The 26,427-nt window shown below is 68.4% G+C and carries 19 protein-coding genes; 9 read left to right on the top strand and 10 right to left on the bottom strand.

What is annotated here, in order from left to right; translation table 11 throughout:
• Positions 1 to 34: 34 nt before the first annotated feature.
• The 4 genes from OQ789_RS03470 to OQ789_RS03455 form a co-directional block, all read right to left on the bottom strand.
• On the bottom strand, positions 35 to 3,985 hold the full coding sequence (locus OQ789_RS03470; protein ID WP_324683537.1) for a DNA-directed RNA polymerase subunit beta': 3,951 nt from the start codon (positions 3,983 to 3,985) through the stop codon (positions 35 to 37).
• 42 nt (positions 3,986 to 4,027) lie between these two features.
• Positions 4,028 to 7,549 carry a DNA-directed RNA polymerase subunit beta gene (locus OQ789_RS03465; protein ID WP_324683535.1) on the bottom strand — a complete coding sequence of 1,174 codons (3,522 nt, stop codon included), beginning with the start codon at positions 7,547 to 7,549 and terminating at the stop codon, positions 4,028 to 4,030.
• Positions 7,550 to 7,953: 404 nt separating this feature from the next.
• Complete coding sequence (locus OQ789_RS03460) at positions 7,954 to 8,964, bottom strand: ABC transporter ATP-binding protein (protein WP_324683534.1); 1,011 nt, start codon at positions 8,962 to 8,964, stop codon at positions 7,954 to 7,956.
• A gap of 171 nt (positions 8,965 to 9,135) precedes the next feature.
• Positions 9,136 to 10,641 (bottom strand): carotenoid oxygenase family protein, encoded by a 1,506-nt coding sequence (locus OQ789_RS03455; protein WP_324683532.1) that lies wholly within the window; start codon positions 10,639 to 10,641, stop codon positions 9,136 to 9,138.
• A 72-nt stretch (positions 10,642 to 10,713) separates the two neighbouring features.
• On the opposite strand from OQ789_RS03455, the gene OQ789_RS03450 reads away from it, so the two are divergent.
• On the top strand, positions 10,714 to 11,385 hold the full coding sequence (locus OQ789_RS03450; protein WP_324683530.1) for a TetR/AcrR family transcriptional regulator: 672 nt from the start codon (positions 10,714 to 10,716) through the stop codon (positions 11,383 to 11,385).
• A 60-nt stretch (positions 11,386 to 11,445) separates the two neighbouring features.
• Here the strand turns inward: OQ789_RS03450 and rplL are convergent, their stop codons facing one another.
• The 3 genes from rplL to OQ789_RS03435 form a co-directional block, all read right to left on the bottom strand.
• Complete coding sequence (gene rplL, locus OQ789_RS03445) at positions 11,446 to 11,838, bottom strand: 50S ribosomal protein L7/L12 (RefSeq protein WP_324683529.1); 393 nt, start codon at positions 11,836 to 11,838, stop codon at positions 11,446 to 11,448.
• Positions 11,839 to 11,880: 42 nt separating this feature from the next.
• Positions 11,881 to 12,507 carry a 50S ribosomal protein L10 gene (rplJ, locus tag OQ789_RS03440; protein WP_324683527.1) on the bottom strand — a complete coding sequence of 209 codons (627 nt, stop codon included), beginning with the start codon at positions 12,505 to 12,507 and terminating at the stop codon, positions 11,881 to 11,883.
• 250 nt (positions 12,508 to 12,757) lie between these two features.
• The gene (locus OQ789_RS03435; RefSeq protein WP_324683525.1) at positions 12,758 to 13,198 is read right to left on the bottom strand and encodes a DUF1772 domain-containing protein; all 441 of its coding nucleotides are present in this window, start codon (positions 13,196 to 13,198) and stop codon (positions 12,758 to 12,760) included.
• Positions 13,199 to 13,269: 71 nt separating this feature from the next.
• Between OQ789_RS03435 and OQ789_RS03430 the strand changes: the two genes are divergently transcribed.
• A complete protein-coding gene (locus OQ789_RS03430; RefSeq protein WP_324683523.1) occupies positions 13,270 to 13,599 on the top strand; it encodes a helix-turn-helix domain-containing protein in 330 nt (109 codons plus the stop codon).
• Here OQ789_RS03430 and OQ789_RS03425 read toward each other — a convergent pair.
• Genes OQ789_RS03425 through OQ789_RS03415 form a run of 3 tightly spaced genes read right to left on the bottom strand, consistent with a single transcriptional unit; the run spans position 13,592 to position 19,315 of the window.
• Positions 13,592 to 14,512 (bottom strand): ROK family protein, encoded by a 921-nt coding sequence (locus tag OQ789_RS03425; RefSeq protein WP_324683522.1) that lies wholly within the window; start codon positions 14,510 to 14,512, stop codon positions 13,592 to 13,594. The genes OQ789_RS03430 and OQ789_RS03425 overlap by 8 nt on opposite strands.
• A 4-nt stretch (positions 14,513 to 14,516) precedes the next feature.
• Positions 14,517 to 15,134: a DUF7158 domain-containing protein gene (locus tag OQ789_RS03420; protein ID WP_324683521.1), complete on the bottom strand. Its 618-nt coding sequence runs from the start codon at positions 15,132 to 15,134 to the stop codon at positions 14,517 to 14,519.
• Positions 15,131 to 19,315, bottom strand: a complete 4,185-nt coding sequence (locus tag OQ789_RS03415; protein WP_324683520.1) for an NEW3 domain-containing protein — start codon at positions 19,313 to 19,315, stop codon at positions 15,131 to 15,133. The genes OQ789_RS03420 and OQ789_RS03415 overlap by 4 nt, the downstream gene beginning before the upstream one ends.
• An 85-nt stretch (positions 19,316 to 19,400) precedes the next feature.
• On the opposite strand from OQ789_RS03415, the gene OQ789_RS03410 reads away from it, so the two are divergent.
• From OQ789_RS03410 to OQ789_RS03380, 7 genes are all read left to right on the top strand, one after another.
• A complete protein-coding gene (locus OQ789_RS03410) occupies positions 19,401 to 19,994 on the top strand; it encodes a DinB family protein (RefSeq protein WP_324683834.1) in 594 nt (197 codons plus the stop codon).
• 41 nt (positions 19,995 to 20,035) lie between these two features.
• Positions 20,036 to 21,382: an AarF/ABC1/UbiB kinase family protein gene (locus OQ789_RS03405; RefSeq protein ID WP_324683519.1), complete on the top strand. Its 1,347-nt coding sequence runs from the start codon at positions 20,036 to 20,038 to the stop codon at positions 21,380 to 21,382.
• Between the two features lie 68 nt (positions 21,383 to 21,450).
• Positions 21,451 to 22,299: an alpha/beta fold hydrolase gene (locus OQ789_RS03400; protein ID WP_420716036.1), complete on the top strand. Its 849-nt coding sequence runs from the start codon at positions 21,451 to 21,453 to the stop codon at positions 22,297 to 22,299.
• A gap of 89 nt (positions 22,300 to 22,388) precedes the next feature.
• Positions 22,389 to 23,249 carry a cyclopropane mycolic acid synthase family methyltransferase gene (locus tag OQ789_RS03395; RefSeq protein ID WP_324683515.1) on the top strand — a complete coding sequence of 287 codons (861 nt, stop codon included), beginning with the start codon at positions 22,389 to 22,391 and terminating at the stop codon, positions 23,247 to 23,249.
• A 217-nt stretch (positions 23,250 to 23,466) separates the two neighbouring features.
• Positions 23,467 to 24,363 (top strand): hydroxymycolate synthase MmaA4, encoded by an 897-nt coding sequence (gene mmaA4, locus OQ789_RS03390; RefSeq protein WP_324683514.1) that lies wholly within the window; start codon positions 23,467 to 23,469, stop codon positions 24,361 to 24,363.
• Positions 24,364 to 24,457: 94 nt separating this feature from the next.
• Positions 24,458 to 25,159 (top strand): YciI family protein, encoded by a 702-nt coding sequence (locus OQ789_RS03385; protein WP_324683833.1) that lies wholly within the window; start codon positions 24,458 to 24,460, stop codon positions 25,157 to 25,159.
• Positions 25,160 to 25,162: 3 nt separating this feature from the next.
• Positions 25,163 to 26,383 carry an RNA polymerase sigma factor gene (locus tag OQ789_RS03380; protein ID WP_324683512.1) on the top strand — a complete coding sequence of 407 codons (1,221 nt, stop codon included), beginning with the start codon at positions 25,163 to 25,165 and terminating at the stop codon, positions 26,381 to 26,383.
• Positions 26,384 to 26,427: the final 44 nt, after the last annotated feature.

Below are 26,427 nucleotides of genomic sequence, written 5' to 3'. Positions count from 1 at the left end.
GCCCCGGGCCCAAGCCCGGGGCTTTTCGCGCTGACTAGCGGTAGTCGCTGTACCCGTAATCGTCCAGCGGGACCGCGGCACCGGTGGCCTGGCCGAAGTCCGGGCTGTAGTACTGATCCTCGTAGGACGGGATGGTGTACGCGGCGGCCCGGGCCTCCTCGGTCGGCTGCACCTGGATGTTGCGGTACCGGTTGATACCGGTACCCGCCGGGATCAGCTTTCCGATGATCACGTTCTCCTTCAGACCGTTGAGCTTGTCGCTGCGGCAGTTGATCGCCGCGTCGGTCAGCACTCGCGTGGTCTCCTGGAACGACGCCGCGCTCAGCCACGAGTCGGTGGCCAGCGACGCCTTCGTGATACCCATCAGGACCGGACGGCCGGCGGCGGGCTCGCCGCTCTCGGCCACCACCCGGCGGTTCTCCGCCTCGAACTCGGCACGGTCGATCAGCGAGCCGGGCAGGAACTCCGTCGAGCCCGAGTCGATGATGGTGACGCGGCGCAGCATCTGGCGGACGATCACCTCGATGTGCTTGTCGTGGATCGACACACCCTGAGCGCGGTAGACCTCCTGGACCTCGCGGACCAAGTGAATCTGCACCTCGCGGGGGCCCTGCACGCGCAGCACCTCGTGCGGGTCGGCCGAGCCTTCCATCAGCTGCTGGCCCACCTCGACGTGGTCGCCGTCGGACAGCACCCGCTCGGATCCGTCCTCGTGCTTGAACACCCGCAGCCGCTGCCGCTTGGAGAGCTTGTCGTACACGACCTCTTCGCTGCCGTCGTCGGGAACGATGGTGATCTTGTAGAACCGCTCACCGTCCTCGAGACGCACCCGCCCGGTGACATCGGCGATCGGCGCCTTGCCGCGTGGGATGCGCGCCTCGAACAGCTCCTGCACCCGGGGCAGACCGCCGGTGATGTCCTCACCGACACCACCCTGGTGGAAGGTACGCATGGTCAGCTGGGTGCCGGGCTCACCGATGGACTGCGCCGCGACGATACCGACGGCCTCGCCGATGTCGACCAGCTTCCCGGTGGCCATGGACCGCCCGTAACAGGTCGCACACACGCCGGTACCGGTGGTGCACGTCAGCACCGAGCGCACCTTGACCGACGTGATGCCCGCCGCCAGCAGCGCCTCGATCTCCGGGTCACCGAGGTCCTCGCCACGCGGAACCACGACCTTGCCGGCCTCGTCGACCGCGTCGGCGCCCAGAGTCCGCGCGTACGCCGAGGTTTCGATGTACGGGTCGCGGATCAGCGTGCCGTCCGGCTGACGCTCGGCCAGCTCGACGATGATGCCCCGCTCGGTCTCGCAGTCGTGCTCGCGCACGATGACGTCCTGGCTGACGTCCACCAGACGACGGGTCAGGTAACCCGAGTCGGCGGTACGCAACGCGGTGTCCGCCAAGCCCTTCCGAGCGCCGTGCGTGTTGATGAAGTACTCCAGCACGGTCAGGCCCTCACGGAACGACGACTTGACCGGACGCGGGATGAACTCACCCTTCGGGTTGGTCACCAGACCCTTCATGCCCGCCAGCGTGCGCGTCTGGGTGAAGTTACCCGTGGCACCGGAGTCCACGATCGTGATGATCGGGTTGTCGGCCGGGTAGTGCTCCCGCAGCGCCTGGCCGACCTCGTCGGTGGCTTCCTTCCAGATCTCCACCAGCGCCTCGTTGCGCTCGTCGTGGTTCAAAGCACCACGCTGGAACTGCTTTTCGACCTTCTCGGCCCGCTCCTCGTACTGGTCGAGGATCTCCTTCTTGCGCGGCGGAACCAGCACGTCGGCCATCGAGACCGTGACGCCGCTGCGGGTCGCCCAGTAGAAACCGGCGTCCTTGAGCTTGTCCACCGTCTGCGCGACCACGATCATCGGGTAGCGCTCGGCGAGGTCGTTGATGATCGACGCCTGCACCTTCTTGTGCATCTGCTTGTTCACGAACGGATAGCCCACCGGCAACAGCTCGTTGAAAAGCACACGGCCCAAAGTCGTCTCGGCCATCCAGGCGTCGCCGGGCTGCCAGCCGTTGGCGCCGAACAGCTCGGCCTCCACCTCGGCGGACGGACGCAACTGAGTCAGCCGGACCTTGATCTTGGCCCGCACCGACAACACGCCACGGTCGCACGCCATGATCGCCTCGGCCGGCGAGGAGTACACCCCGACCTCGGGCTCATCCTTGGCGGCCGGCTTGAATTCGCCCTTGTCACCGTCGACCTCGGTGGTCAGGTAGTACAGCCCGGTCACCATGTCCAGACGCGGCATGGCCAGCGGGCGGCCCGACGCGGGCGACAGGATGTTGTTCGAAGACAGCATCAGGATGCGGGCCTCGGCCTGGGCCTCCGCCGACAGCGGCAGGTGCACGGCCATCTGGTCGCCGTCGAAGTCGGCGTTGAACGCCTCACACACCAGCGGGTGCAGCTGGATTGCCTTGCCTTCCACCAGCATTGGCTCGAAGGCCTGGATACCCAGGCGGTGCAGGGTGGGTGCGCGGTTCAGCAGCACCGGGTGCTCGGCGATGACCTCTTCGAGGACATCCCACACCTGGGGACGCTGCCGCTCCACCATCCGCTTGGCGCTCTTGATGTTCTGCGCGTGGTTGAGGTCGACGAGCCGCTTCATCACGAAAGGCTTGAACAGCTCCAGCGCCATCAGCTTGGGCAGGCCGCACTGGTGCAGCTTGAGCTGCGGGCCGACCACGATGACCGAACGGCCCGAGTAGTCGACGCGCTTGCCGAGCAGGTTCTGACGGAACCGGCCCTGCTTACCCTTGAGCAGATCCGACAGCGACTTAAGCGGGCGGTTACCCGGCCCGGTGACCGGACGGCCGCGACGGCCGTTGTCGAACAACGCGTCCACCGACTCCTGCAGCATCCGCTTCTCGTTGTTGACGATGATCTCGGGGGCGCCGAGATCGATCAGCCTCTTGAGGCGGTTGTTGCGGTTGATCACGCGGCGATACAGGTCGTTCAGGTCGGACGTGGCGAACCGGCCACCGTCGAGCTGCACCATCGGGCGCAGCTCCGGCGGGATCACCGGCACCGCGTCGAGCACCATGCCCATCGGGGAGTTGCCCGACTGCTGGAACGCGGCGACCACCTTGAGCCGCTTGAGCGCACGAAGCTTCTTCTGCCCCTTGCCGTTCCGAATGACGTCACGCAGGATCTCGGCCTCGGCGTCGATGTCGAAGTTCTCGATCAGCTTCTGGATCGACTCCGCGCCCATCGCCCCGGTGAAGTACTCGCCGTAGCGGTCGATGAGCTCGCGGTAGAGGTTCTCGTCGACGATCAGCTGCTTGGGAGCCAGCTTGGTGAACGTCGTCCAGATCTCCTCCAGCCGGTCCAGCTCGCGCTGGGCGCGGTCGCGCAGCTGGCGCATCTCGCGCTCGCCGCCGTCGCGAACCTTGCGGCGCGCATCGGCTTTGGCGCCCTCGGCCTCCAGTTCGGCCAGGTCGGCCTCGAGCTTCTGGGCGCGGGCCTCCAGGTCGGCGTCGCGCTGGTCCTCAATACCCTTGCGCTCCACCACCATTTCGGCCTCGAGCGTCGAGAGCTCGTTGTGGCGCATCTCGTCGTCGACCGCGGTGATGACGTACGCGGCGAAGTAGATGATCTTTTCGAGATCCTTCGGCGCCAGGTCGAGCAGGTAGCCCAAGCGCGAGGGCACACCCTTGAAGTACCAGATGTGCGTGACGGGCGCGGCCAGCTCGATGTGGCCCATCCGCTCGCGGCGCACCTTGGCGCGGGTCACCTCGACGCCACAGCGCTCGCAGATGATGCCCTTGAACCGGACACGCTTGTACTTGCCGCAGTAGCACTCCCAGTCGCGAGTCGGTCCGAAGATCTTCTCGCAGAACAGGCCGTCCTTCTCCGGCTTCAGCGTGCGGTAGTTGATCGTCTCCGGCTTCTTGACCTCGCCGTAAGACCATTGCCTGATGTCCTCCGCGGTGGCCAGGCCGATACGGAGTTCATCGAAGAAGTTGACGTCGAGCACGTAACTCCCTTTCCCCTTGCGGGTTTAGTAACTAGCTAGCTATTAAGCGAGATCTTCTACAGAGGCGGATTCGTTGCGGGACAAGTTGATTCCCAGGTTCGCCGCTGCGCGTTCGAGGTCTTCGTCCTCGCCTTCGCGCAGCTCGATCGCCGCTCCGTCACTCGAGAGCACCTCGACGTTCAGACACAGCGACTGCAGCTCCTTGAGCAACACCTTGAAGGATTCCGGGATGCCGGGCTCCGGGATGTTCTCGCCCTTGACGATCGCCTCGTATACCTTGACCCGCCCGACGGTGTCGTCGGACTTGATGGTCAACAGCTCCTGCAGCGTGTACGCCGCGCCGTAGGCCTGCATGGCCCAGCACTCCATCTCACCGAAGCGCTGGCCACCGAACTGCGCCTTACCACCCAGCGGCTGCTGCGTGATCATCGAGTACGGGCCGGTGGAGCGGGCGTGGATCTTGTCATCCACCAGGTGGTGCAGCTTCATGATGTACATGTAGCCGACGGTCACCGGGTACGGGAACGGCTCGCCGCTGCGGCCGTCGAACAGCACCGCCTTGCCGTCGCCGTTGACCATGACCTCGCCGTCACGGTTGGGCAGCGTGCAGGACAGCATGCCCTGCAGCTCCTCTTCCTTGGCGCCGTCGAACACCGGCGTCGACACGATCTGGTTCGGCTGCGCGTGCAGCAGCTGCTCGGGCAGGTTGACCGCCCAGTCGGGAGAACCCTCGATGTTCCAGCCGGACTTGGCCACCCACCCGAGGTGGGTCTCCAGGATCTGGCCGATGTTCATCCGTCGCGGCACACCGTGGGTGTTCAGGATGATGTCCACCGGGGTGCCGTCCGGCAGGAACGGCATGTCCTCCTGCGGCAGGATCTTGCCGATGACGCCCTTGTTGCCGTGGCGCCCGGCGAGCTTGTCGCCGTCGGAGATCTTGCGCTTCTGGGCCACGTAGACGCGCACCAGCTCGTTGACACCGGCCGGCAGCTCGTCGTCGTCCTCGCGGGAGAACACCCGGATGCCGATGACCTTGCCGGACTCGCCGTGCGGCACCTTCAGTGAGGTGTCGCGGACCTCGCGGGCCTTCTCACCGAAGATCGCGCGCAGCAGGCGCTCCTCCGGGGTCAGCTCGGTCTCACCCTTCGGGGTGACCTTGCCGACCAGGATGTCGCCGTCGCGGACCTCGGCACCGATGCGCACGATGCCGCGCTCGTCCAGGTCGGCCAGCACCTCGTCGGAGACGTTCGGGATGTCCCGGGTGATCTCCTCGGCGCCCAGCTTGGTATCGCGGGCGTCGATCTCGTGCTCCTCGATGTGGATCGAGGTGAGCACGTCCTCCTCAACCAGCCGGTTGGACAGGATGATCGCGTCCTCGTAGTTGTGGCCCTCCCACGGCATCACCGCCACGAGCAGGTTCTTGCCCAGCGCCATCTCACCGTTCTCGGTGCAGGGTCCGTCGGCGATGACCTGGCCGGCCTCGACCCGCGCCCCCGCGTCGACGATCGGCGACTGGTTGGCGCAGGTGCCGTGGTTGGACCGCTCGAACTTGCGCATCCGGTAGGTGTGCCGGGTGCCGTCGTCGGCCATCACGGTGATGTAGTCGGCGGAGACCTCCTCGATCACCCCGGCCTTCTCCGCGACGACGACGTCGCCGGCGTCGATCGCGGCGCGCAACTCCATCCCGGTGCCCACCAGCGGCGCCTCGCTGCGCACCAGCGGAACCGCCTGGCGCTGCATGTTGGCGCCCATCAGGGCACGGTTGGCGTCGTCGTGCTCGAGGAACGGGATCATCGCCGTGGCCACCGACACCATCTGGCGCGGCGACACGTCCATGTAGTCCACCTCGGACGACGGCACGTACTCGACCTCGCCCGCCTTCCGGCGGACCAGGACGCGTGACTCCTCGAACCGGCCGTTGCCGTCGATCGGCGAGTTGGCCTGCGCCACCACGTGGCGGTCCTCCTCGTCGGCGGTCAGGTAGTGGATCTCGTCGGTGACAACTCCGCTGACGACACGCCTATACGGCGTCTCGATGAACCCGAACGGGTTCACCCGCGCGTACACCGACAGCGAGCCGATCAGACCGATGTTCGGACCTTCCGGCGTCTCGATCGGGCACATGCGGCCGTAGTGCGACGGGTGGACGTCACGGACCTCCAGCCCGGCGCGCTCACGGGACAGACCACCGGGGCCCAGCGCCGACAGGCGGCGCTTGTGGGTCAGACCCGACAGCGGGTTGTTCTGGTCCATGAACTGCGAGAGCTGGCTGGTGCCGAAGAACTCCTTGATCGCGGCGACGACCGGCCGGATGTTGATCAGGGTCTGCGGCGTGATGGCCTCGACGTCCTGGGTCGTCATCCGCTCGCGGACCACGCGCTCCATGCGCGACATGCCGACCCGGATCTGGTTCTGGATCAGCTCGCCCACGGTGCGCAGCCGGCGGTTGCCGAAGTGGTCGATGTCGTCGGTCTCCACCGGCACCTCGGTGCCGCCGGGGACAGTCATAACCGCGGCCTGGCCATCCGTACGGGCGTGGTGCAGGCGGACCAGGTACTCGATGGTGGCGACGACGTCTTCCTCGGTCAGCGTCGAGCTCGTGATCGGCTCGCCGACGTTCAGGCCGAGCTTCTTGTTGACCTTGTAGCGGCCGACACGGGCCAGGTCGTAGCGCTTCTCCTTGAAGAACAGGTTCTCCAGCAGGGTCTGCGCGGACTCCTTGGTCGGCGGCTCGCCCGGACGCAGCTTGCGGTAGATGTCCAGCAGCGCCTCGTCGGTGCCGGCGGTGTTGTCCTTCTCCAGCGTCGACATCATGATCTCGGAGAAGCCGAACCGCTCGGTGATCTTCTCGTTGGTCCAGCCCAGCGCCTTGAGCAGCACGGTGACGGGCTGACGGCGCTTGCGGTCGATGCGGACGCCGACGGTGTCGCGCTTGTCGACGTCGAACTCCAGCCAGGCGCCGCGGCTCGGGATCACCTTGACGCTGTGCAGCAGCTTCTCGGTCGACTTGTCGATGGACTCGTCGAAGTACACCCCGGGCGAGCGGACCAGCTGGCTGACCACCACACGCTCGGTGCCGTTGATGATGAAGGTGCCCTTTTCGGTCATCATCGGGAAATCACCCATGAACACCGTCTGGCTCTTGATCTCGCCGGTGTTGTTGTTGATGAACTCGGCCGTGACGAACAGCGGGGCCGCGTACGTCATGTCCTTGTCTTTGCACTCCTCGACCGGGGCCTTGACCTCGTCGAACCGCGGGTCGGAGAACGACAGCGACATCGAGCCGGAGAAGTCCTCGATCGGCGAGAGCTCGTCAAGCACCTCTTCCAGGCCACCGACCGGCTTGACGTCCCCGCGGGCGGCGGCGGCCTCACGCCACCGCGGCGCGCCGATCAACCACTCGAAGGAGTCGATCTGCACGTCAAGCAGACCGGGAACCTCGAGCGGTTCGCGAAGCTTGGCGAAGGAAACTCGGTCGGGGGCTCCGGGCACGGAGCCGTTTGAAGAACTTCCGTTAGAGGAACTTTGTGGGCGATCCGTCTTGCTCTGGCGGAAATCTGCCAAGATGCATCCTTCCAGCACCTCGTGCGACTCACGAAGACCGGAACCACCGGCCAGCTCGCCGCGAATTGTGTCGGTTCGGCCGGCGAACGAACTGTCCGGGTCTCACGCACGCAACTAAAGAACTAAGCCACGTCAGGGGCTCAGGCTTAGACCACGGTGTCAGGTGGCGGGTGAGGTGGGCAGGAGGTAGCCAGCGCAACGTCCAACAATAGCGCAGGACTGCGCATTCCTCAACTTCCCAGCACTCGCGGTCCCGGGATATCGGCGCTGGCTGGCGATCTCGACTTCCCTCGGACAGTTCAGGTACATGCTGCCCAACAGACTGGCCCGTTTACGCCCCGTCGTCAAGAGGGCGGGCCGCCGTGTTACGCGGAGTTATCGCGAAACCCGGCGGGCCGGCGGTCCTAGTCGCCGAACTCGTGGGTGCGGAACTTGTGGGTGCCTTCGAGGTCGTCGAGAATGGCGGCCTGCGCGTCCTTGGGCAGGGTGTGCAGAATCTCGCGCACCCGGGCCTGGCGGCGGCCGACGGCCTTGCGCTCGGGCATCCCCGGCGAGGCGACGATCTGTGGCGGCACACCCTCGACCTCTTCCACACCACCCGCGTGCTGTCCGGCATCCAGCGCGGCCTGCTCTTCGGCCATGGTCGCCTCGTCCTTTTCCTCGGACATGCCGATCGGCCCGATGCGGCGGCCGTTGAGGAACTGACGCACCACGGGCTCATCGCTGGTCAGCAAGACCTCACGGGGCCCGAACATGACCAGCTTGCGGCGGAACAGCATGCCCATGTTGTCCGGCACGGTGCGGGCGATGTTGATGTTGTGGGTAACGATCAGCACCGTGGCGTCGATCTGGGCGTTGATGTCGAGGATCAACTGGCTCAGGTAGGCGGTACGGACCGGGTCCAGACCGGAGTCGGGCTCGTCGCAGAGAATGATCTGCGGGTCCATCACCAGGGCGCGGGCCAGGCTGGCGCGCTTGCGCATACCGCCGGAGATCTCCCCGGGGAACTTCTTCTCGTCGCCGCCGAGACCGACCAGGGTCAGCTTCTCCATGACGATGTCACGGATCTCGCCTTCCTTCTTCTTGGTGTGCTCGCGCAGCGGGAACGCCGCGTTGTCGAACAGGTTCATCGAACCGAACAGGGCGCCGTCCTGGAACATCACGCCGAACAGCGTGCGGATCTCGTAGAGCTCCTTGGCCGAACACTGCAGGATGTCGGTGCCGTCGATGACGACCGAGCCGCGCTCCGGGCGCAACAGGCCGATCAGGGACTTCAAGAACACCGATTTGCCGGTACCCGACGGCCCCAGCAATACGCTGACCTCCCCGGCGGGGATTTCCAGCGTCACGTCTTCCCAAATCCTCGAGGATCCGAAGGACTTCGTTAGCCCATTCACCTCGATAGCGACGCCCATGGGGAATCCTTCCGTCGACAGCCGTGCCCGCCACCTGCCCTTTTGTGTGGCTTGAGTCACTGTAGCGCACGCCTGCCGCACGGCATCAGGGATGCGCACGACAGCCGGCAAAATTTGGCCGTGCCGAGATCAGCGGGAAGTCCGCACGGCACAACTTATTTGACGCATGTGTTAGCCCGTGGGTGCCCAGTTGCCGTGAAATCCCATCGGCACCCGCTGCGGCAGGTGGACGGTCGCCACCGGCCCGAGCGTCTGCGCGTCCAGCAAAACAAGCTGGCCTTCGTCGCGGTCGCGGTGATAGCCGAAGCCCATCAGGATGCCGTCGTCTTCGGCGCGGGCCGCCGGGTTGGGCACGAAAGACATCTCGCCGAGCACAAGGCCGGGCTCCAGGGGGGCCACCGCACAAGACCCCGTCTCGTAGTCGTGCTTGTACAGCGCGGTGGACATCTCGGACGCCCCGTCGTCGGGCACATAGCCGCCTTCGGTGCCGACCGTGTAGCCGAACCGGTGCAGCCCGCCCAGCAAGGTCTCGTTGACGCGGGGAAACTCCTGGGGCCGATCGTCGCGGCGTTCGGCCGCCACCGCACCGGTGGCCAGGTTGATGGTCCAGCGGTCCAGCGTGGGACGGCTGTCGCCCGGGCCACGCAGGTCGCGATCGAACATCCGCGCGTAACGGACCACGTCGAGCACCAAAACCTCGGCGCCGCCGCGCGTCTCGGAGTAGGCATTGAGCGGGTGGTAGACGTAGCAGGGTTCGATGTCGAACCAGCGCACGTCCCGGTTGTCTCCCTCGCGCGGCATCACTCCGATGCGCGCCCGGTAGTCCTGATTCCAGCGGTAGGGCATCCGACTGATCGGTTCGCGATTGCGGTTGATCATCGTCGTCACCGGACCGGGCACCCGCACGCGTCCGATCAGCGACTGCATCACGAGGCGGGCCGGCAGACTCAGCCACCGCGGCACGTTCGCCGGCATGACCTGCACGGGGTCGAACGTCACCGGCAGGTCGTAGATCACCACGTATTTGTCGGTCAGGGAGAAGTCGTGCATCATCGGCGACCCGCCGACCTCGATGTCGACTGTGCGGCGGGCGCGGCCGCTGGTGTCGAGGACCGAGTACTGCACGGTCCGGCCCCGGGTGAACGCGTAGGACAGGGCGTGCAGTTCGCCGGTGCGGGGATCGCGGTGCGGGTGGGCGGTGTAGCCACCGAACAGCGTGCCGTCGAAGTCGCACGGCCCCTCGGTGTCCAGCTCGTCGGTCAGGCGGTAATTCGCCCCACCCCCCTCGACGAGGGCCAGCGTTTGCCCGGCGTGGCTGAGCACGTTGGTGTTGGGGCCCACGGAGAGCATCCCGGCGCGCGGGTCGAGCCCCGTGGGCCCGGGCTCGCCGAGGGTGCGGCACACGTGCGCGGTGCGCACCCAGCGATTGCGGTACCAGTGGGCCTGGCCGTCGCGCAGCCGCACCCCGTGCACCATGGCGTCGCCGCTGAACCAGTGGTAGACGGCTGGGTCGACCTCGGCGGCCGGGTTCGGCCCGTTGCGCAGGTAGCGCCCGTCGAGGTGTTCGGGGATGTGCCCGGTGACGCGCAGATCGTGGGCGGTGACTTCCGCGCCGACCGGCGCCAGTACGTCCTCCAGATACGGATTGCCGGGCTTGGCGGTGGCCGTGGTCGCCATTGGCTGAGCTCCTATAACATTGTTATTTCGATGTTATCCGCACGCTACGCTCCCGATGAGAAGATGGCAACGATGACTTCAGACGTTCAGCGCAGCGTTCGCGACGAGCTGCTGCACGCCGCGGTCGGCCTGCTCGACGAGCACGGGCCCGACGCGCTGCAGACCCGCAAGGTGGCCAGTGCCGCCGGGACGTCGACGATGGCTGTGTACACCCATTTCGGTGGGATGCAGGGGCTGATCGCCGCGGTGGCCGAGGAGGGACTGCGGCAATTCGACGTCGCACTGACGGTGCCGCAGACCGACGACCCGGTCGCCGACCTGTTCGTGACCGGCGCCGCGTACCGGCGCTACGCCATCGAGCACTCGCATAGGTATCGGCTGATGTTCGGCAGCACCAGCGCGCATGGCATCAACGCACCGGCGGGCAACCTTTTGACGTTGACGATCGCCGAGATCGAGCAGCGCATTCCCAGCTTCGCGCATGTGGTGCATGCGGTACAGCGCTGCGTGCAGGCGGGGCGAATCGCCGTGGGCCCGGAAGCTGACGACACGATCATTGTCGCCACCGCCGCCCAGTTCTGGGCGTTGGTACACGGATTCGTGATGCTCGAATTGGGCGGCTTCTACGGCGACGACGGGGTGGCCGTCGTGTCGGTCATGGACTCGATGACATCGAAATTCTTTGTTGCTCTGGGAGATTCACCCGAGCGGGTCGCGCAGTCGCGGCGCGCCGCGACGCGCTGAGAAGACACAAACGCTCCCGACACGCCGAGCGTGCGGGAGCGTTTGTGTCTGTTCGCCGGGTTACTTGACGGTGACCGTGGCGCCGGCGGCCTCGAGCTTGGTCTTGGCCTCGTCGGCGGCCTCCTTGGCCACCTTCTCCAGCAGCGGCTTGGGCGCGCCGTCGACCAGGTCCTTGGCCTCCTTGAGGCCCAGGCCGGAGACGATCTCGCGGACCACCTTGATGACGCCGATCTTCTTGTCACCGGCGGCCTCGAGGATCACGTCGAACTCCGACTGCTCCTCGGCGGCCTCGGCGGGCGCGCCACCGCCGGCGGGGCCGGCCGCGGCAACGGCGACCGGGGCGGCCGCGGTGACCTCGAAGGTCTCCTCGAACTTCTTCACGAAGTCGGAGAGCTCCAGCAGGGTCATTTCCTTGAAGGCTTCGAGCAGGTCGTCGGTAGACATCTTTGCCATGGGTGTGGGTCCTTCCTTGTTTTCCAGGTTCCGGGTTGGGTGTTATTCGGCTTCGGCCGGGGTTTCCGGTGCCTCAGTGGGTGTTTCCGAAGCTGGTTCAGGGGTGGGCTCCGCGGCGGGAGCTTCTGCGGCCGCGGCGGGAGCCGCCGGAGCTTCAGAGGCCTTCTTCTCCTGCAGTGCGGCCGCAAGCCGGGCGACCTGCGAGGCCGGGGCGTTGAACAGCCCGGCCGCCTTGGCGAGGTTGCCCTTCATCGCGCCGGCCAGCTTGGCCAGCAGCACCTCGCGCGACTCGAGGTCGGCGATGCGCTCGACTTCGGCGACCGTCAGCGCACGGCCGTCCATGTAGCCGCCCTTGATGACGAGCGCCTTGTGATCCTTGGCGAAGGTCTTGATGGCCTTGGCGGCGTCGACCGGCTCCCCGGTGACGAACGCGATGGCCGTCGGCCCGGCGAACAGCTCGTCGAGCCCCTGCACCCCGGCCTCCGAAGCGGCCCGCTTGATCAGCGTGTTCTTGGCCACCGAATAGGTGGCCGAACCGCCCAGCGAACGCCGCAGCTCGGCCAGGTTGGCGACGGTCAGACCGCGGTACTCCGTGATCAGGGTCGCGGTCGATTCCTTGAACTGCTCGGCGATGTCTGCAACGGCGGTGGCCTTGTCAGCCCTGGCCATGCCTACCTCCTGAAGTGAAAGCCAATGCGACGTATCGTCTCGATCCCCCCCGCAGAACGACGAACGCCCCGGCGCAGAAGCGGCCGGGGCGTGAAAAGCCGCCGGCGCGAGCCGGCGCTGATGCCTCGTCCTCCTGCGTGGGCCGCCGGGATGCTTCCCGGACCTTCAACCGATTGCTCGGTGACCGACGGTCTTCGGTGGATCGGCTAACAGGATAGCGTGGCCCGCGCGATCAGCCAAAACGGCGCCCTCAGGTGACGGCGAGGGCCAGCAGGACGAACACCGCCAGCAGCAGGATCACCCGGGCCCGGTGCCGTCGATCCCAGCGGGCGGCCAGCTCGCGCGAGAGCTCGCCCGTGCTCGGCCATTTCGCGATGCGGTTGTTGATCGGCACCAGCAGGGTCACCGTCATCAGTATCACCGCGGCCATCAGGCCCGCGGCGATGCCGCACAGCCAGTCGCGCTGCTCGCCGCGGTCCTCGATAGCCAGCGCCGCGATCAGCAGCAGGACCACGGCGTACCAGAACGGCATCGTCGTGCCCAGCGCGCGGGCGGCGCCGGCGCGTGCCGCCCGGAAGCCGTCGTCGGGCAGCCGGGCGATGAGCGGGTGGAAGAAGACCGCGACCGCCAGCTCCACGCCGACCATCAGTCCGGTGACCACGACCGTGAGCGCGTCAATGCCGTTGTTCATGACAACGACATTGGCGGTTATGCTGACAAATATCAAGGTACTGACAAATTAGTCAGCTTTGGGAGGTGCTCGTGTCCGTATCCAAGAAGGAAGTCGGCGACTGCCCGATCGACGCCGCGCTGTCGGTCATCGACGGCCGCTGGAAGGGCACCATTTTGTGGCGATTGTGCGACGGCCCCATGCGCACCGCCGAGTTGCGGCGCAGCATTCCCGGCATCACCGAGCGCATGCTCATCCGGCACCTGCACGAACTGGTCGACGCCGGGATCATCGATCGCCACGACGCCGGCACGGTGCCGCCGTGCGTGCACTATTCGATTTCCGAATACGGCATGACGCTGGGCCCGGTGCTGGCTAGCCTGTGCGACTGGGGCCGAAAGCACCTGCAGCGGGTCAGCTGAGGCCCGCCAGCCGCGCCGCGCCGATCAGGCCCGCCTCACCGCCGAGTTCGCCGGGCACCACCCGCAGCCCGGACAGGAAATCCAGGCCGGCGTACTCGGCGAGCTTGGCCCGCAGCGGGTCGAAAAGCAGCGGCCCGGATTTGGCGACACCTCCCCCGAGCACCACCAGATCCAGATCGCACACCGCGCCGACCGAGGCGATCATCGCGGCGAGCGCGTTGGCTCCCCGGTGAAAGGCTCGCTGGGCCAACGGGTCTCCCGCCACCGCCGCGGCGGCCAGGTCGCGGGCGCCGGCGCCGGGCGGCGCGGACCAGCCGTCCTCCAGCGCCCGGCGCACCATCCACGGCCCGGAAGCCACGGTCTCCACGCAACCGTGACCGCCGCAGGTGCAGGGCCTGCCGTCCAGTTCGACCACCACATGCCCGACATGACCGGCGTTGCCGGTGCGCCCCGAGTAGGGGACGCCGTCGAGCACCAACCCGCCGCCCACCCCGGTGGAGACCACCATGCCCAGCAGGAACCGGGCGTCCGGGCCCGCGTTCTTGCCCGCCCCGATCCAGTGCTCCCCCACGGCCATACAGACGCCGTCACCGGCCAGCACCACCGGCAGGCCGGGCACCGCCGCGGCGACCTTGTCGCGCAACGGGAAACGGTCCCAGCTACCGATGTTGATCGGGCTCACGGCTCCGCTGCGCAGATCGACGGGCCCGGCCGACGCGATCCCGACGGCCCGCACCGGAGCGTCCGCGGCGCGCAGCGCCTCGCCGATCATCGCTTCCACCACGGCCCAGACCTCGCCGGCGGCGGTCGTGACCGGAGTGGGGCGGATGGCGGTGAAGACCAGCTTTCCGCCCGGATCCGCAAGCGCGACCGCAATTTTGGTGCCGCCCACGTCCAGACAGAGGGTAAGCATGCGTTCAGTGCCGATGGGTGTTGTCGGGCTGGCGGGGGTCGCCGGGATGCTCGTAGCCGGGCGACAGCTCCACCAGCGCGGCGCGCCGCGCGTCCAGCCACAGCCGGAAGGCACGCCGCCGCGCGGCGCCGCGCAGATGGGCTTCGATCGCCGGTCGCACCTCGTCCAACGGCGGGGCCTCCAAAGCCGTTGTGCACCAGCCGCCTTGGCCCTGTCGCGACGCAGCGAAGCGCATCGGGTTGCGGGCGTGATAGGCGACCACCTCGGCGTCGGCCACCCGCACCGCGGCGGTGACATCGGCGAACAGCGCCCGGGCAAGCGGGTCGGCCAGCGCGGCCGCGGCGACGCTGCCGATCTCCAGCCGGGCGGTGACGTCGGGCAGCAACGCGGCCTCGGACGGCGCGGTGCGCCCACTCAACCCGCGCGCGGCCGCCTCCGCGGCGACCACCCGCTCGGTGACGATCAATTGGGTCAGCCAGCGGCGCAGTTGGCGGCCCTCGCTGGTGCCGCCGGCCGGCAGCGCCGCAGCCGCGCGAGAGCTGCGCAGCCGCGCCTCGGCGGCGTCCACGATGCCCGGCCAGACCGGCACGCCGGCAACGGTCGCTATCGGGTGGATGCTCACGTCACCGTCACCTTCACCGCCGGCGAGTAGATCAGTCGGCCGGCGCCGCCGATCCGCACCAGCGCCCACCACTGGCCGGGTTCCAGCCAGGCCGGCGGCGTCAGCTGGAAGCCTAGGTCGACGGTGCCGCGGGCGGGTAGCACCGCGCCGAGCGAGGCGGGACCCGTCCACTCCCAGGTGCCCCAGGGGCTGATCAGATGCGCCTGCAGCGTCAGGTCGGCGCGGGCGTGGCTGCCGACCCTGACCGTCAGGGTGCCCGCTTCCCCTGGTTCGAGCGTCACCTCGGCGGGACCGTCGGCGAGGTAGAACAGCTCGCCGGGTGGTTCGCCCACGGTCACGACGCAGACGTCCTCGACGGGCTGGCGCCAGGAGGCCGGGACCTCGTCGCTTGTGATGCGGAGTTCGGCGCGGACCGGGTAGAGGCCGGGTTCGGCCCGCGACGGGACCGACACCACCACGTCGGCGTGCAGGTGGTCGCCGCTGGGCAGGGTGAAGGGCAGCTCGGCGGGCTCGGCCGTCCAGCCGTCCGGACACCGCAGCGCGACCGCGCCGTGCAGCGCGGCGTCGGTGCAGTCGCTGGCCGCGGTGAGGCGCAACGTCACCTCGCCGCCGGGCTCCCCGGTCACCCGCAGCGGGTGCAGGTGGGCGACCGCCGGCAGCCCCCCGAGCGGTGCCGGGCCGCAATTGTGCAGCCAATAACGCGCGTAGAGGGGCTGGGCGGCCTCGGCGTGCGGGGCCAACCCGGCGCCGGCCGCGGCCCGGGGAGTGTCGAGGCGGGCCAGCACGGTCGCCACCTCATAGCCGTGCAGCTCCACCGCGGACACCGGTTCGGCACGGGTCTCCAGCAGATCGGCGCGCTGCAGGTCGCACACCGCGGCGACGTCCGAGTCGATGACGACCGGGGTGCCGGTGCCCGTCGTCTCCACCAGCCGCAGGGCCACCGCGTTGGGGTCCAGCGGCGCGGCGCTGCCCGCGGTCAACGGATTGCCCGCGGCCTTGAGGGCAGCCAGCTGTACCGATGCGGCGGGCTCGACGCGCAGCAGCGACCCGGCCTGCGGCAGGGCGCTGCCTCGCCGGCCCGGTGCGACCGCGAGCAGCGGCTGGGCGAACTGCGCGCTGCGGGTGGGGATCCCGGCCCGCCGCCAATCGCCTGCCCCGCTGACCACCGCGTAGTCGAAGGCGTGCGTCCAGTGCTGCAGCTGGAAGTTGGAGCCGTCGGGCGCGGTGCGGCGCGGGTCGTCGATCCAGATGCCCGAGGGCCAGCCGGTGCAGGAACGCATGAGCGCGGTGTGCAGGGTGCCCTCGGTGTCGACGGCGAAGCTGGGCACGCCGCGGTTGAGCAGGGCGACGGTGCGGTCCTCGAACACGCCCGTCCCCGACGGGGCGTCCTGCGCCACGGCGATGTCGGCGTCGTCGAGGTCGCCGGCCAGCGCGGCGACCGCGGCGCGCAGCTCGCCCTCGTCGGTGCCGTCGACGACCAGCACCGGCAGCGCCCGCGGTGCGCGCAGGTCGGCGTCGGGCACCCACACCGCGTCCAGCGGCGCCTCGGCCGGCACCCACACCCGGCCGCGGCCGGTCGCCGCCAGCTGGCGCTGTAGTTCTTCGGCGTATACCGGAGCGCCGGCCAGCACGGCCGCGGCGAAGGCGTTGCGAGCGGGCCCGCCCAGCGCGATGCGCACGTCGGGCAGGTTGGAATCGACCTCGAGGTTCCCGTAGCGCGGCTTGTCCGCGGCGCTGCAGGTGGCCGTCACGCCGGCGCGGACCAGCGCGACCATCAGTTCCCGGGCCAGCGGCGCGGACGTCGCCTCCGTCGGCGCCACCACCTCGGCGACCGACATCGCCCGCACGCCGGTGCCCGACACCCGGATTCGGGCCGCCGAAGACAGGCCGAACCAGCCGTACGCCGGGTTGTCCAGGGTCCACAGGTGCCGGGCGGTGTCCACCGAGCGGGAGCCCTCGTGCAGCAGCGCAAAACCGCGGCCGACGACGGCGTCGCCCACCTCGCTGACCGGCATGGCACCCGGCACCGGGCACGGCCAGCGCAGTCGCACCAGCTGGTCGGCGCCGCTGAACTCGTCGATCGTGGTGCGACAGTCCAGCCTCGCGACGCCGTGCCACAGGGTCAGGGTCTGGGTGTAGCGCAGCAGCGTGCCGATCCGGCCGTGCACCACCACCCGCTGACCGAGCGGGCCGTGGAAGGCCTGCACCCGTGCGGACTCTTCCGACGAGCACACCACCGGCCCCTTGGGCAGCAGATGCCACGGGCCCTCCCCCTGGCCCGGATGCGCCGGGTATTCCTCGTAGACCGCGAGCTGGTTGCCCACCCCACCGTCGGCGATCAACTCGACGCCGTCCTGGACCAGCGAAACGACGCCCCCGCCCCGGGCCGCGTCGACCCGCACGCGGTAGTGCTCGTTTGCGATCGCCGTTCCCGCTGCCGGCGCCCAGCCGCCCGGCTCGCCGGGTTCGCGCGCGGGCGCCAACCGGTAGGCCCGCCAGCCCAGCGACGGCACCTCGCGCGCCAGCCAGCTGACCGTTCGGCCGCCATGTTCGACGTGCGCCGCCAGCTCGGTGCCGTCGGTATCGAGCACCCGCACCCGCGCGCCCGGCGGCACGTCGAGGTGGGCGGTGACGATGTCGGTGCGCCCGCCGGTGAGCGGATTCCACACGACCACGTCGCCTTCGATGTCATCGGACAGCCGGGCCAGCGAGTTGTCGCGGGCCGCGCGGCCCAGCTCCCACGCGTCGCGCCAACCGGTCAGCAGGTCGAGGTACACCTGGTCGGACTCCGAGCCGGTGATGGCGTCGTGGTGCGCGCCGTAGACCAGCTGCACCCAGGCCTTGGCCAGGGCGGCCTGCGGGTACGGGGCGCCGCCGCGCAGCCCGGCGAACACGGCGAAGCGCTCGGCCTGCAGCACGGCGTTCTCGGCAGCCCGGTTGGCCTGTTTGGTGTCGATGTACGACACGTCCTTGCCGGTGTAGATCGGGTTCATGTCCCGGGTCTGGGGCGACGGCGCGCGGCCGCCCTGGGCGAGTTCAGCGCGCACCGCCGCGAAGAACTCGCTGGGCAGCGCGCAGACGAAGCGCGGCCAGGTGTAGCGGGCGGCCCAGTCGCGATGGATCTCGGTGACCCACTTGTTGGGCGGGGTGTAGTCGGTGCCGACGGGCAGCAGCACGTTGCGGGTGAGCGCGACCTTTTTGAGCTGATCGAAGAGCTCATACGTGGCGTTCTCGGCCTCGGCGAGCGACGCCGCGGAATCCATCCACCAGCCCGCCGAATAGTGCGCGGGCATGTAGTGGGTGAGCAGGCCGCCGCCCGACGGCGAGATCCACTCGAACTCGCTGCAGAACTGCATCCGCTCGACGCCTCGCGGTTCGTCGCCGGTCTCGGGACCGCCCTGGCCCGGTCCCCACTGGTGGTGCGGTCCCCTGGCCCATGAACTCGACGTCAGGCCGGCGCCGGCGGCCATCCCCGGGAATTGCGGATCGTGGCCGAACACGTCCAGCTGCCAGGCGGTGGCCGGATTCGCGCCCACGACGTGACGCTGAAAACCCATGCCGTGCACCAGGTTTCGGATGGTCGTCTCGGGGCTGGTGAGGTTGGTGTTGGGCTCGTTGTACGTGCCGCCCATCACCTCGACGCGGCCCTGCTCGATGAACCGGCGTAGATCGGCCCGGTCCTCGGGGCGGGTGTCCCAGTACGGCTTGAGGTAGTCGACCTCGGCCAGCACGAACTTGTACTCGGGGTCGCGGCGCGCCATCTCCAGATGCGCGTGCACCAGGTCGAAGCCATTCGTCTGGCGGGCCCGCCCGGGCGGGTCCTCGGTCCACTCGCTGGTATAGGCGCCCTGGGTGTTCCACCACACCGGGTCGTAATGGAAGTGGCTGACCATGAACATGGTCCAGCCCGGCTCGGCCACGGTGAACTCGAAGGCCAGCCGCTGGCCGCCGGCGTGCACCCGCGCGGGCCGACGCTGCCCGACGACGGTGCCGTCGACAGTCACCGCGACCTCGACGACCTCGGATCCGGGTCGAGCCACCGCCTGGCCGCGCAGGCCGCGGCCCTCGACACGCACGGGCGTGGGCCCGGCGCACCCGGACACGGTGACGCGAACCAGCTGCACCGGCGCGTCCGGTGGCCCGACGAAGAGCTCGGTCGACTCGGCCTTGGTCAGTTGCATGCCGAAACCACCTGCATCCCCGCACCTTACGGCGCCCCCGGCGCGCGAGACCTAGGATCGATCAATGCCCGCCCTCGCCCCGCCGGTGGCCGACGAACGCGGCGCCCTGCGCGAATACCTGGCCTATCACCAGAGCGCGTACTCCGCGGTCAGCCACGGGCTCACCGACGACCAGGCCCGATCCGCGCCCTCGGTCAGCGCACTGTCGATCGGCGGGCTCATCAAGCACGCCACCGGGATGCAACGCAGCTGGATGGCGCGCGTGGCCGCCGCACCCGACGCGCCGCCGAAAGATCCCCGCCCGTTCGAGCAGATCGCCGCGGAGTTCGCCGATCAGCACGTGATGCGGCCCGACGAGACGCTGGCCGGGCTGCTGGGGGCGTTCGAGGCGCAGAACGCGACATCGCTGCACCTCGTGGAGACCGCCGACCTGGACGCCGCGGTGCCCGTTCCAAGGGACATCCCGTGGTTTCCCAAGGATCAGCAGGCCTGGTCGGTGCGCTGGGTGGTGCTGCATGTGATCAACGAGCTGGCCCGGCATGCCGGTCACGCCGACATCATCCGGGAGACGATCGACGGCGCCAGCATGTACGAGCTGGTCGCCGCCCGGGAGGGCTGGGCGATCGAGGGCTGGGTGCAGCCGTGGAAAAGCGGAGGCAGCGGTACGGGTCCGGGTTGAAGGATTGGGACTCATCGGCGCGCATTTGGCACACTGCTCTGATGAGCTCTACCAAACATCGAGAGGGGGCCAAGCTCGACCGGGTGCCGTTGCCGGTCGAGGCGGCCCGGGTAGCAGTGACAGGTTGGCAGGTCACGCGCACCGCCGCTCGCATCCTCACCAAGCTGCCGGGCAGGGGCCCGTGGCAGCAGAAGGTGATCAAACAGCTCCCGCAGACCTTCGCCGACCTGGGGCCGACGTACGTCAAGTTCGGACAGATCATCGCGTCGAGCCCGGGGGCGTTCGGCGAATCGCTGTCCAGGGAGTTCCGCGGCCTGCTCGACCGGGTGCCGCCGGCGGACTCCGACGAGGTGCACAAGCTGATCGTCGAGGACCTCGGCGGTGACCCGTCGGACTTGTTCGCCGAATGGGACGAGACGCCGTTCGCGTCGGCGTCCATCGCGCAGGTGCACTACGCCACCCTGCACAGCGGCGAGGAGGTGGTGGTCAAGATCCAGCGACCTGGCATCCGCCGCCGGGTCGCCGCCGACCTGCAGATCCTCAAGCGTTTCGCCCAGGCCGTCGAACTCGCCAAGCTTGGCCGCCGGCTCTCGGCGCAGGACGTGGTCGCAGACTTCTCCGACAACCTGGCCGAGGAGCTGAACTTCCGGTTGGAGGCCCAGTCGATGGAGGCGTGGGTGTCGCACCTGCACGCCTCCCCGCTGGGCCGCAACATCCGGGTGCCGCAGGTGTTCTGGGACTTCACCAGCGACCGGGTGCTGACCATGGAGCGCGTCCACGGCATCCGCATCGACGACGTCGCGGCCATCCGCAAGGCCGGGTTCGACGGGGTCGAGCTGGTCAAGGCGCTGCTGTTCTCGCTGTTCGAGGGTGGGCTGCGGCACGGGCTGTTCCACGGCGACCTGCACGCCGGCAACCTCTACGTCGACGACCAGGGCCGCATCGTGTTCTTCGACTTCGGGATCATGGGCCGCATCGATCCCCGCACCCGCTGGCTGCTGCGCGAGCTGGTTTATGCGCTGCTGGTCAAGAAGGACCATGCCGCGGCGGGCAAGATCGTGGTGCTGATGGGTGCCGTCGGCACCATGAAGCCGGAGGCCCAGGCCGCCAAGGACCTGGAGAAATTCGCCACCCCGCTGACCATGCAGACGTTGGGCGACATGTCCTACGCCGACATCGGCAGGCAGCTCTCGACGCTGGCCGACGCCTACGACGTCAAGCTGCCCCGCGAGCTGGTGCTGATCGGCAAGCAGTTCCTCTATGTCGAGCGGTACATGAAGCTGCTGGCGCCCAAGTGGCAGATGATGTCGGATCCGCAGCTGACGGGCTACTTCGCGAACTTCATGGTCGAGGTCAGCCGCGAGCACTCCTCCGATATCGAGGTATAGGAGCTGCTGTGGTGCAGGTGCGCACGGGACACGCCACTTCCGGCGACCTCAAGCTGTACTACGAGGACATGGGCGACATCGACGACCCGCCCGTCCTGCTGATCATGGGGCTGGGCGCCCAGCTGCTGCTGTGGCGGGTCGCGTTCTGCGAGAAGCTGGTCGGCCGCGGACTGCGCGTCATCCGGTACGACAACCGCGACGTGGGCCTGTCCAGCAAGACCCAGCGCCGCAGCTCGGGGCAGCCGCTGGCGGCCAGGCTGCTGCGGGCCTGGTTGGGTCTGCCCAGCCGGGCCGCCTACAAGCTCGAAGACATGGCCGACGACGCCGCGGCCGTGCTGGATCACCTGGGCCTCGACCGCGCCCACATCGTGGGCGCGTCGATGGGCGGCATGATCGCGCAGATCTTCGCCGCCCGATTCCGCGAGCGGACCGCGTCGCTGGCGATCATCTTCTCCAGCAACAACTCGCCGTTGCTGCCGCCGCCGGCCCCGCGCGCATTGCTGGCGCTGCTCAAGGGGCCGCCGCCGAACTCGCCGCGCGAGGCGATCATCGACAACGCGGTGCGCGTCGGCAATATCATCGGCAGCCCCCGCTACCGCGTGCCCGAGGAGCAGGCCCGCGCCGACGCCGCCGAGGGTTACGACCGCAACTACTACCCGCAGGGCGTCGCAAGACATTTCGGCGCGGTGCTGGGCAGCGGCAGCCTGCGTCGCTACAACCGGCAGACCACCGCGCCCACCGTGGTGATCCACGGCCGGGCCGACAAGCTGATGCGGCCGTTCGGAGGGCGCGCCGTGGCGCGGGCCATCGACGGGGCCCGACTGGTGACATTCGAAGGCATGGGCCATGATTTGCCACGGGAGTTGTGGGATCAGGTGATCGGCGTGCTGACGGGAAACTTCGCCGAAGCGAGCTAGCGAAAACACGCGGGGAGAAGCGCTTCCCAGCGATTTTCAGTCCCTGTGTCGGGCCTGTACGGTGAGCAGAGAAGGGTGGGTGCTCTCACATGGCCAAGCTGGAGCCGTATTACGAAGAGTCGCAGGCGACTTACGACATTTCGGACGACTTCTTCGCGTTGTTTCTCGATCCGAACATGGTCTACACCTGCGCCTACTACAAAACCGACGACATGACCCTGGAGGAGGCCCAGCTCGCCAAGCTGGATCTGGGGCTGGACAAGCTGCGGCTCGAGCCGGGAATGACGTTGCTGGATGTCGGGTGCGGCTGGGGCGGCGCGGTGGTACGGGCGCTGGAAAAGTACGACGTGAACGTCATTGGCATCACGCTCAGCCGCAACCACTATGAGCGCACCAAGGCCAGGCTGGCTGCAATCCCGACGACGCGGCGGGCCGAGGCCAGGCTGCAGGGTTGGGAAGAGTTCGACGAGCGAGTCGATCGGATCATCAGCTTCGAGGCCTTCGACGCGTTCAAAAAGGAGCGCTGGCCACTGTTTTGGGATTGGGCCTTTAAGACCCTTCCCGAGGGCAGCCGATTGATGATGCACAGCATTTTCACGCACCCGCAGTCCTACTGGCACGAGCACGGCATCACGATAACGATGTCGGATCTGCGTTTCCTGCGCTTCCTCGGAAAGGAAATCTTTCCCGGCGGGCACATGTGCGGCGAACCCGATATCGTCGACTATTCCCGGGCCAGCGGATTCACCCTCGAGGACGTGCAATATCTGCAGCCGCATTACGCGCGCACGCTGGACACGTGGGCGGCCAATCTTGCGGCCAATCGTGACCGCGCAATCGCCATACAGTCCGAAGAGGTCTACGACCGCTTCATGCGCTATCTGACCGGTTGCGCGGACCTTTTTCGCAAGGGCATCTCCAACGTCGCGCAGTACACGCTCACCAAGTAACGACGGGCCGGTGAGCCGGCGCGGACGGGGCCGGGTGGACGTCAGCGGGGTCGCCCTGGAAAGGTGGACTCGGCATCCGCGGTCGGGTCCGCGACGCGCACTCGCACCCTTTTCGAATCATGCCTCGGCGTTGGGTATCGTTGCAGGTCACACACGACCCGTCGATGCGTGCGCGGGTTGTAGCAAGTGAACCTCATCCGGGAAGAACAGGACGAACATGGCTGAGCAACCGATTAGCCCGACGAAGACGCGGACGCGTTCGGAGGACATCCAGGCGCATTACGACGTGTCCGACGACTTCTTCGGCCTGTTCCAGGACCCGACCCGGATCTACAGTTGCGCCTACTTCGAGCGCGACGACATGAGCCTGGAAGAGGCGCAGTACGCCAAGATCGACCTCAACCTGGACAAGCTGGACCTCAAGCCGGGCATGACCCTGCTGGACATCGGCTGCGGGTGGGGCACCACCATGAAGCGCGCCGTCGAGAAGTACGACGTCAACGTCATCGGCCTGACGCTGTCCAAGAACCAGCACGCCCGCGCCGAGCAGCTGCTGGCCGGCGTCGACACCAGCCGCACTCGCGAGGTGCGGCTGCAGAACTGGGAAGACTTCACCGAGCCCGTCGACCGCATCGTGTCGATCGAGGCCTTCGAGCACTTCGGCCACGAGAACTACGACGACTTCTTCAAGCGGACGTTCGACATCATGCCCGACGACGGCCGGATGACCGTGCAGAGCAGCGTCAGCTACCACCCCTACGACCTGGCCGCGCGGGGCAAGAAGCTGAGCTTCGAGACGGCGCGGTTCATCAAGTTCATCGTCACCGAGATCTTCCCAGGCGGCCGGCTGCCGTCCACCAAGATGATGGTCGAACACGGCGAAAAGGCGGGCTTTGTTGTGCCCGAACCAGTTTCGCTGCGGCCGCACTACATCAAGACGCTCCGCATCTGGGGCGACACGCTCGAGTCCAACCGGGAAAAGGCCATCGAGGTCACCTCGGAAGAGGTCTACAACCGCTACATGAAGTACCTGCGCGGCTGCGAGCACTACTTCACCGACGAGATGCTCGACGTGAGCCTGGTGACCTACCTCAAGCCCGGCGCGGCCGCCTGATTTTTGCCGCCGCCTGTCGGATTGGCGGTGCGCGGTTCGTCGAGTAGGTAGAGAGTGGAGCACACGGCTTCGCTCACTACCGGAGGTGACGAACATGCAGTACCTGGCGCTGTTGATCAGCAGGGAAATGGAGCGCACGCCCGACCAGGGGGCCGCCATGATGGCCGCCTACCAGGCCTTCCACGCCAAAGCGGCCTCGGCGATCCGCGCGGGTGATGCGCTGCTGCCGGTGGCGGCGGGCGCGCGCATCACCGGCGGTCCGGACTCGCCGGTCGTCACCGACGGTCCCTTCCCCGAAGGCGCCGAAGTGGCCGGCGGCTATTACGTATTCGAGGCCGAGAACCTCGACGAGGCGCTCGCGTTGGTCCGCGACATTCCGGCCGCCCAGTACGGCGCGATCGAGGTTCGGCCCGCCTACCACGTGTTCGAATCCGAGTGGACCGACGCCGGCGCCGGCCAGTGGCTGGCGCTGCTGCTGGAACCCCCGGCGTCCGCGAACACGCCGGGCACGCCGGAGTGGCAGGCGGAGGCGGCACGACACGGCGAGTTCGCTGCTACCGCAGGCGATCACATCAAGGGCGGAGCCGCATTGCACGAACCGGCAACGGCGACCACGGTACGCGTGCGCGACGGCCAGGTGCTGTTGACCGACGGCCCGTTCGCCGAAGCGGCCGAGGTCGCCACCGGTTTCTATCTGCTGGCGGCCACCGATCGTGACGAGGCGGTCAAGGTCGCGTCGATGATCCCCGCCTCGGCCGTGCAGGTGCGCCAACTGGCGGGCGTCTCCGGCCTGTAGCGAATGGCCGACCTGGACGGCGTCTTCCGCCGGGAATGGGGCCCGGCCGTGGCCGCGCTCGCGCGGTGGTCGGGTGACCTCACCGTCGCCGAGGACGCCGTCCAGGAGGCCTGCGCCGACGCGCTGCGCACCTGGCCGCGCGATGGACTGCCGGCCAACCCGGGCGGGTGGCTGGTGACCGTCGGCCGTAACCGTGCCCGGGACCGGCTACGTCGCGAATCCGTCCGCCCGGGAAAGGAATTAGCGGCTGTGCTGGACGACATCAGGGCGCGCACCGAGCACACCGATCCGCATCCGGTCCGCGACGACGAGCTGCGGATGATGTTCACCTGCGCCCACCCGGCGCTGGACCGGCAGTCACAGTTGGCGCTCACGCTACGGTTGGTGTCCGGCTTGACCGTCGGCGAGATCGCCCGTGCGCTGCTTCAGACCGAGGCGGCCGTCGGGCAGCGCATCACGCGCGCCAAGAACAAGGTTCGGCACGCCAACATCCCGCTGCGGGTGCCGCCCGCCGAGTTGCTGCCCGAGCGCACGCCGCACGTGTTCGGTTGCGTGTATTCGGTGTTCACCGAGGGCTACTGGTCGACCGCGGGCCCGTCGGCCATCCGGGACGACCTGTGTGACGAAGGGATCCGGCTGGGCGCCGAGCTGTGCGCGCTGCTGCCCGGGGAGCCGGAGGCGCACGCCCTGTCCGCGCTGATGCTGTTGCACGATTCGCGGCGCGCGACCCGGGTGGACGAGGCGGGAATGCTGGTGCCGCTGGAGGACCAGGACCGGCGGCGGTGGGACCGCGGGCGCATCGTGCGCGGGCTCGACCGGTTGCGACTCGCCGCGGGCTCGACGGGCGCCTACCTGCCCCAGGCCGTGATCGCGGCGCTGCATGCCACGGCGCCGTCCTGGGAGCAGACCGACTGGGCCGCCATCTGCGCCGCTTACGATCAACTGCTCGGACTGACCCACTCGCCGGTGGTGGCCGCCAACCGGGCATTGGCGATCGGATTGCGCGACGGGCCCGACGCCGGCCTGGCCACCCTGGACAAGGTGGCCCACGATCCGCGGCTGACCCGCTCCAATCTGGTCGCGACCGTGCGCGCCGACCTACTGCGGCGTGCCGGCAGACCCGCCGACGCGCTCACCTGGTATCGAGTGGCGTTGGAGTCCAACGGGTCTGACCCGGGCCGCGCCTTCCTGCGGCGGCGCATCGCCGAGTGTGGCGGCCACTAGGCCCACCGTGCATCCTGCGACGCGACACGCCGGTGACCGTCGCA

The organism is Mycobacterium sp. 94-17 (genome assembly GCF_035617725.1).
Lineage (GTDB): Bacteria > Actinomycetota > Actinomycetes > Mycobacteriales > Mycobacteriaceae > Mycobacterium.
Note: the sequence above shows the minus strand (reverse complement) of the source record. Positions and strands in the feature narration are given on the sequence as shown.

What these genes read in the sequence shown, in the direction of transcription:
- OQ789_RS03460 (WP_324683534.1), bottom strand. Translation starts at nt 8,964, where the DNA reads ATGGGCGTCGCTATCGAGGTGAATGGGCTAACGAAGTCCTTCGGATCC.
- OQ789_RS03455 (WP_324683532.1), bottom strand. Translation starts at nt 10,641, where the DNA reads ATGGCGACCACGGCCACCGCCAAGCCCGGCAATCCGTATCTGGAGGAC.
- OQ789_RS03450 (WP_324683530.1), top strand. Translation starts at nt 10,714, where the DNA reads ATGACTTCAGACGTTCAGCGCAGCGTTCGCGACGAGCTGCTGCACGCC.
- rplL (WP_324683529.1), bottom strand. Translation starts at nt 11,838, where the DNA reads ATGGCAAAGATGTCTACCGACGACCTGCTCGAAGCCTTCAAGGAAATG.
- rplJ (WP_324683527.1), bottom strand. Translation starts at nt 12,507, where the DNA reads ATGGCCAGGGCTGACAAGGCCACCGCCGTTGCAGACATCGCCGAGCAG.
- OQ789_RS03435 (WP_324683525.1), bottom strand. Translation starts at nt 13,198, where the DNA reads ATGAACAACGGCATTGACGCGCTCACGGTCGTGGTCACCGGACTGATG.
- OQ789_RS03425 (WP_324683522.1), bottom strand. Translation starts at nt 14,512, where the DNA reads ATGCTTACCCTCTGTCTGGACGTGGGCGGCACCAAAATTGCGGTCGCG.
- OQ789_RS03415 (WP_324683520.1), bottom strand. Translation starts at nt 19,315, where the DNA reads ATGCAACTGACCAAGGCCGAGTCGACCGAGCTCTTCGTCGGGCCACCG.
- OQ789_RS03405 (WP_324683519.1), top strand. Translation starts at nt 20,036, where the DNA reads ATGAGCTCTACCAAACATCGAGAGGGGGCCAAGCTCGACCGGGTGCCG.
- OQ789_RS03400 (WP_420716036.1), top strand. Translation starts at nt 21,451, where the DNA reads ATGGGCGACATCGACGACCCGCCCGTCCTGCTGATCATGGGGCTGGGC.
- OQ789_RS03395 (WP_324683515.1), top strand. Translation starts at nt 22,389, where the DNA reads ATGGCCAAGCTGGAGCCGTATTACGAAGAGTCGCAGGCGACTTACGAC.
- mmaA4 (WP_324683514.1), top strand. Translation starts at nt 23,467, where the DNA reads ATGGCTGAGCAACCGATTAGCCCGACGAAGACGCGGACGCGTTCGGAG.
- OQ789_RS03385 (WP_324683833.1), top strand. Translation starts at nt 24,458, where the DNA reads ATGCAGTACCTGGCGCTGTTGATCAGCAGGGAAATGGAGCGCACGCCC.
- OQ789_RS03380 (WP_324683512.1), top strand. Translation starts at nt 25,163, where the DNA reads ATGGCCGACCTGGACGGCGTCTTCCGCCGGGAATGGGGCCCGGCCGTG.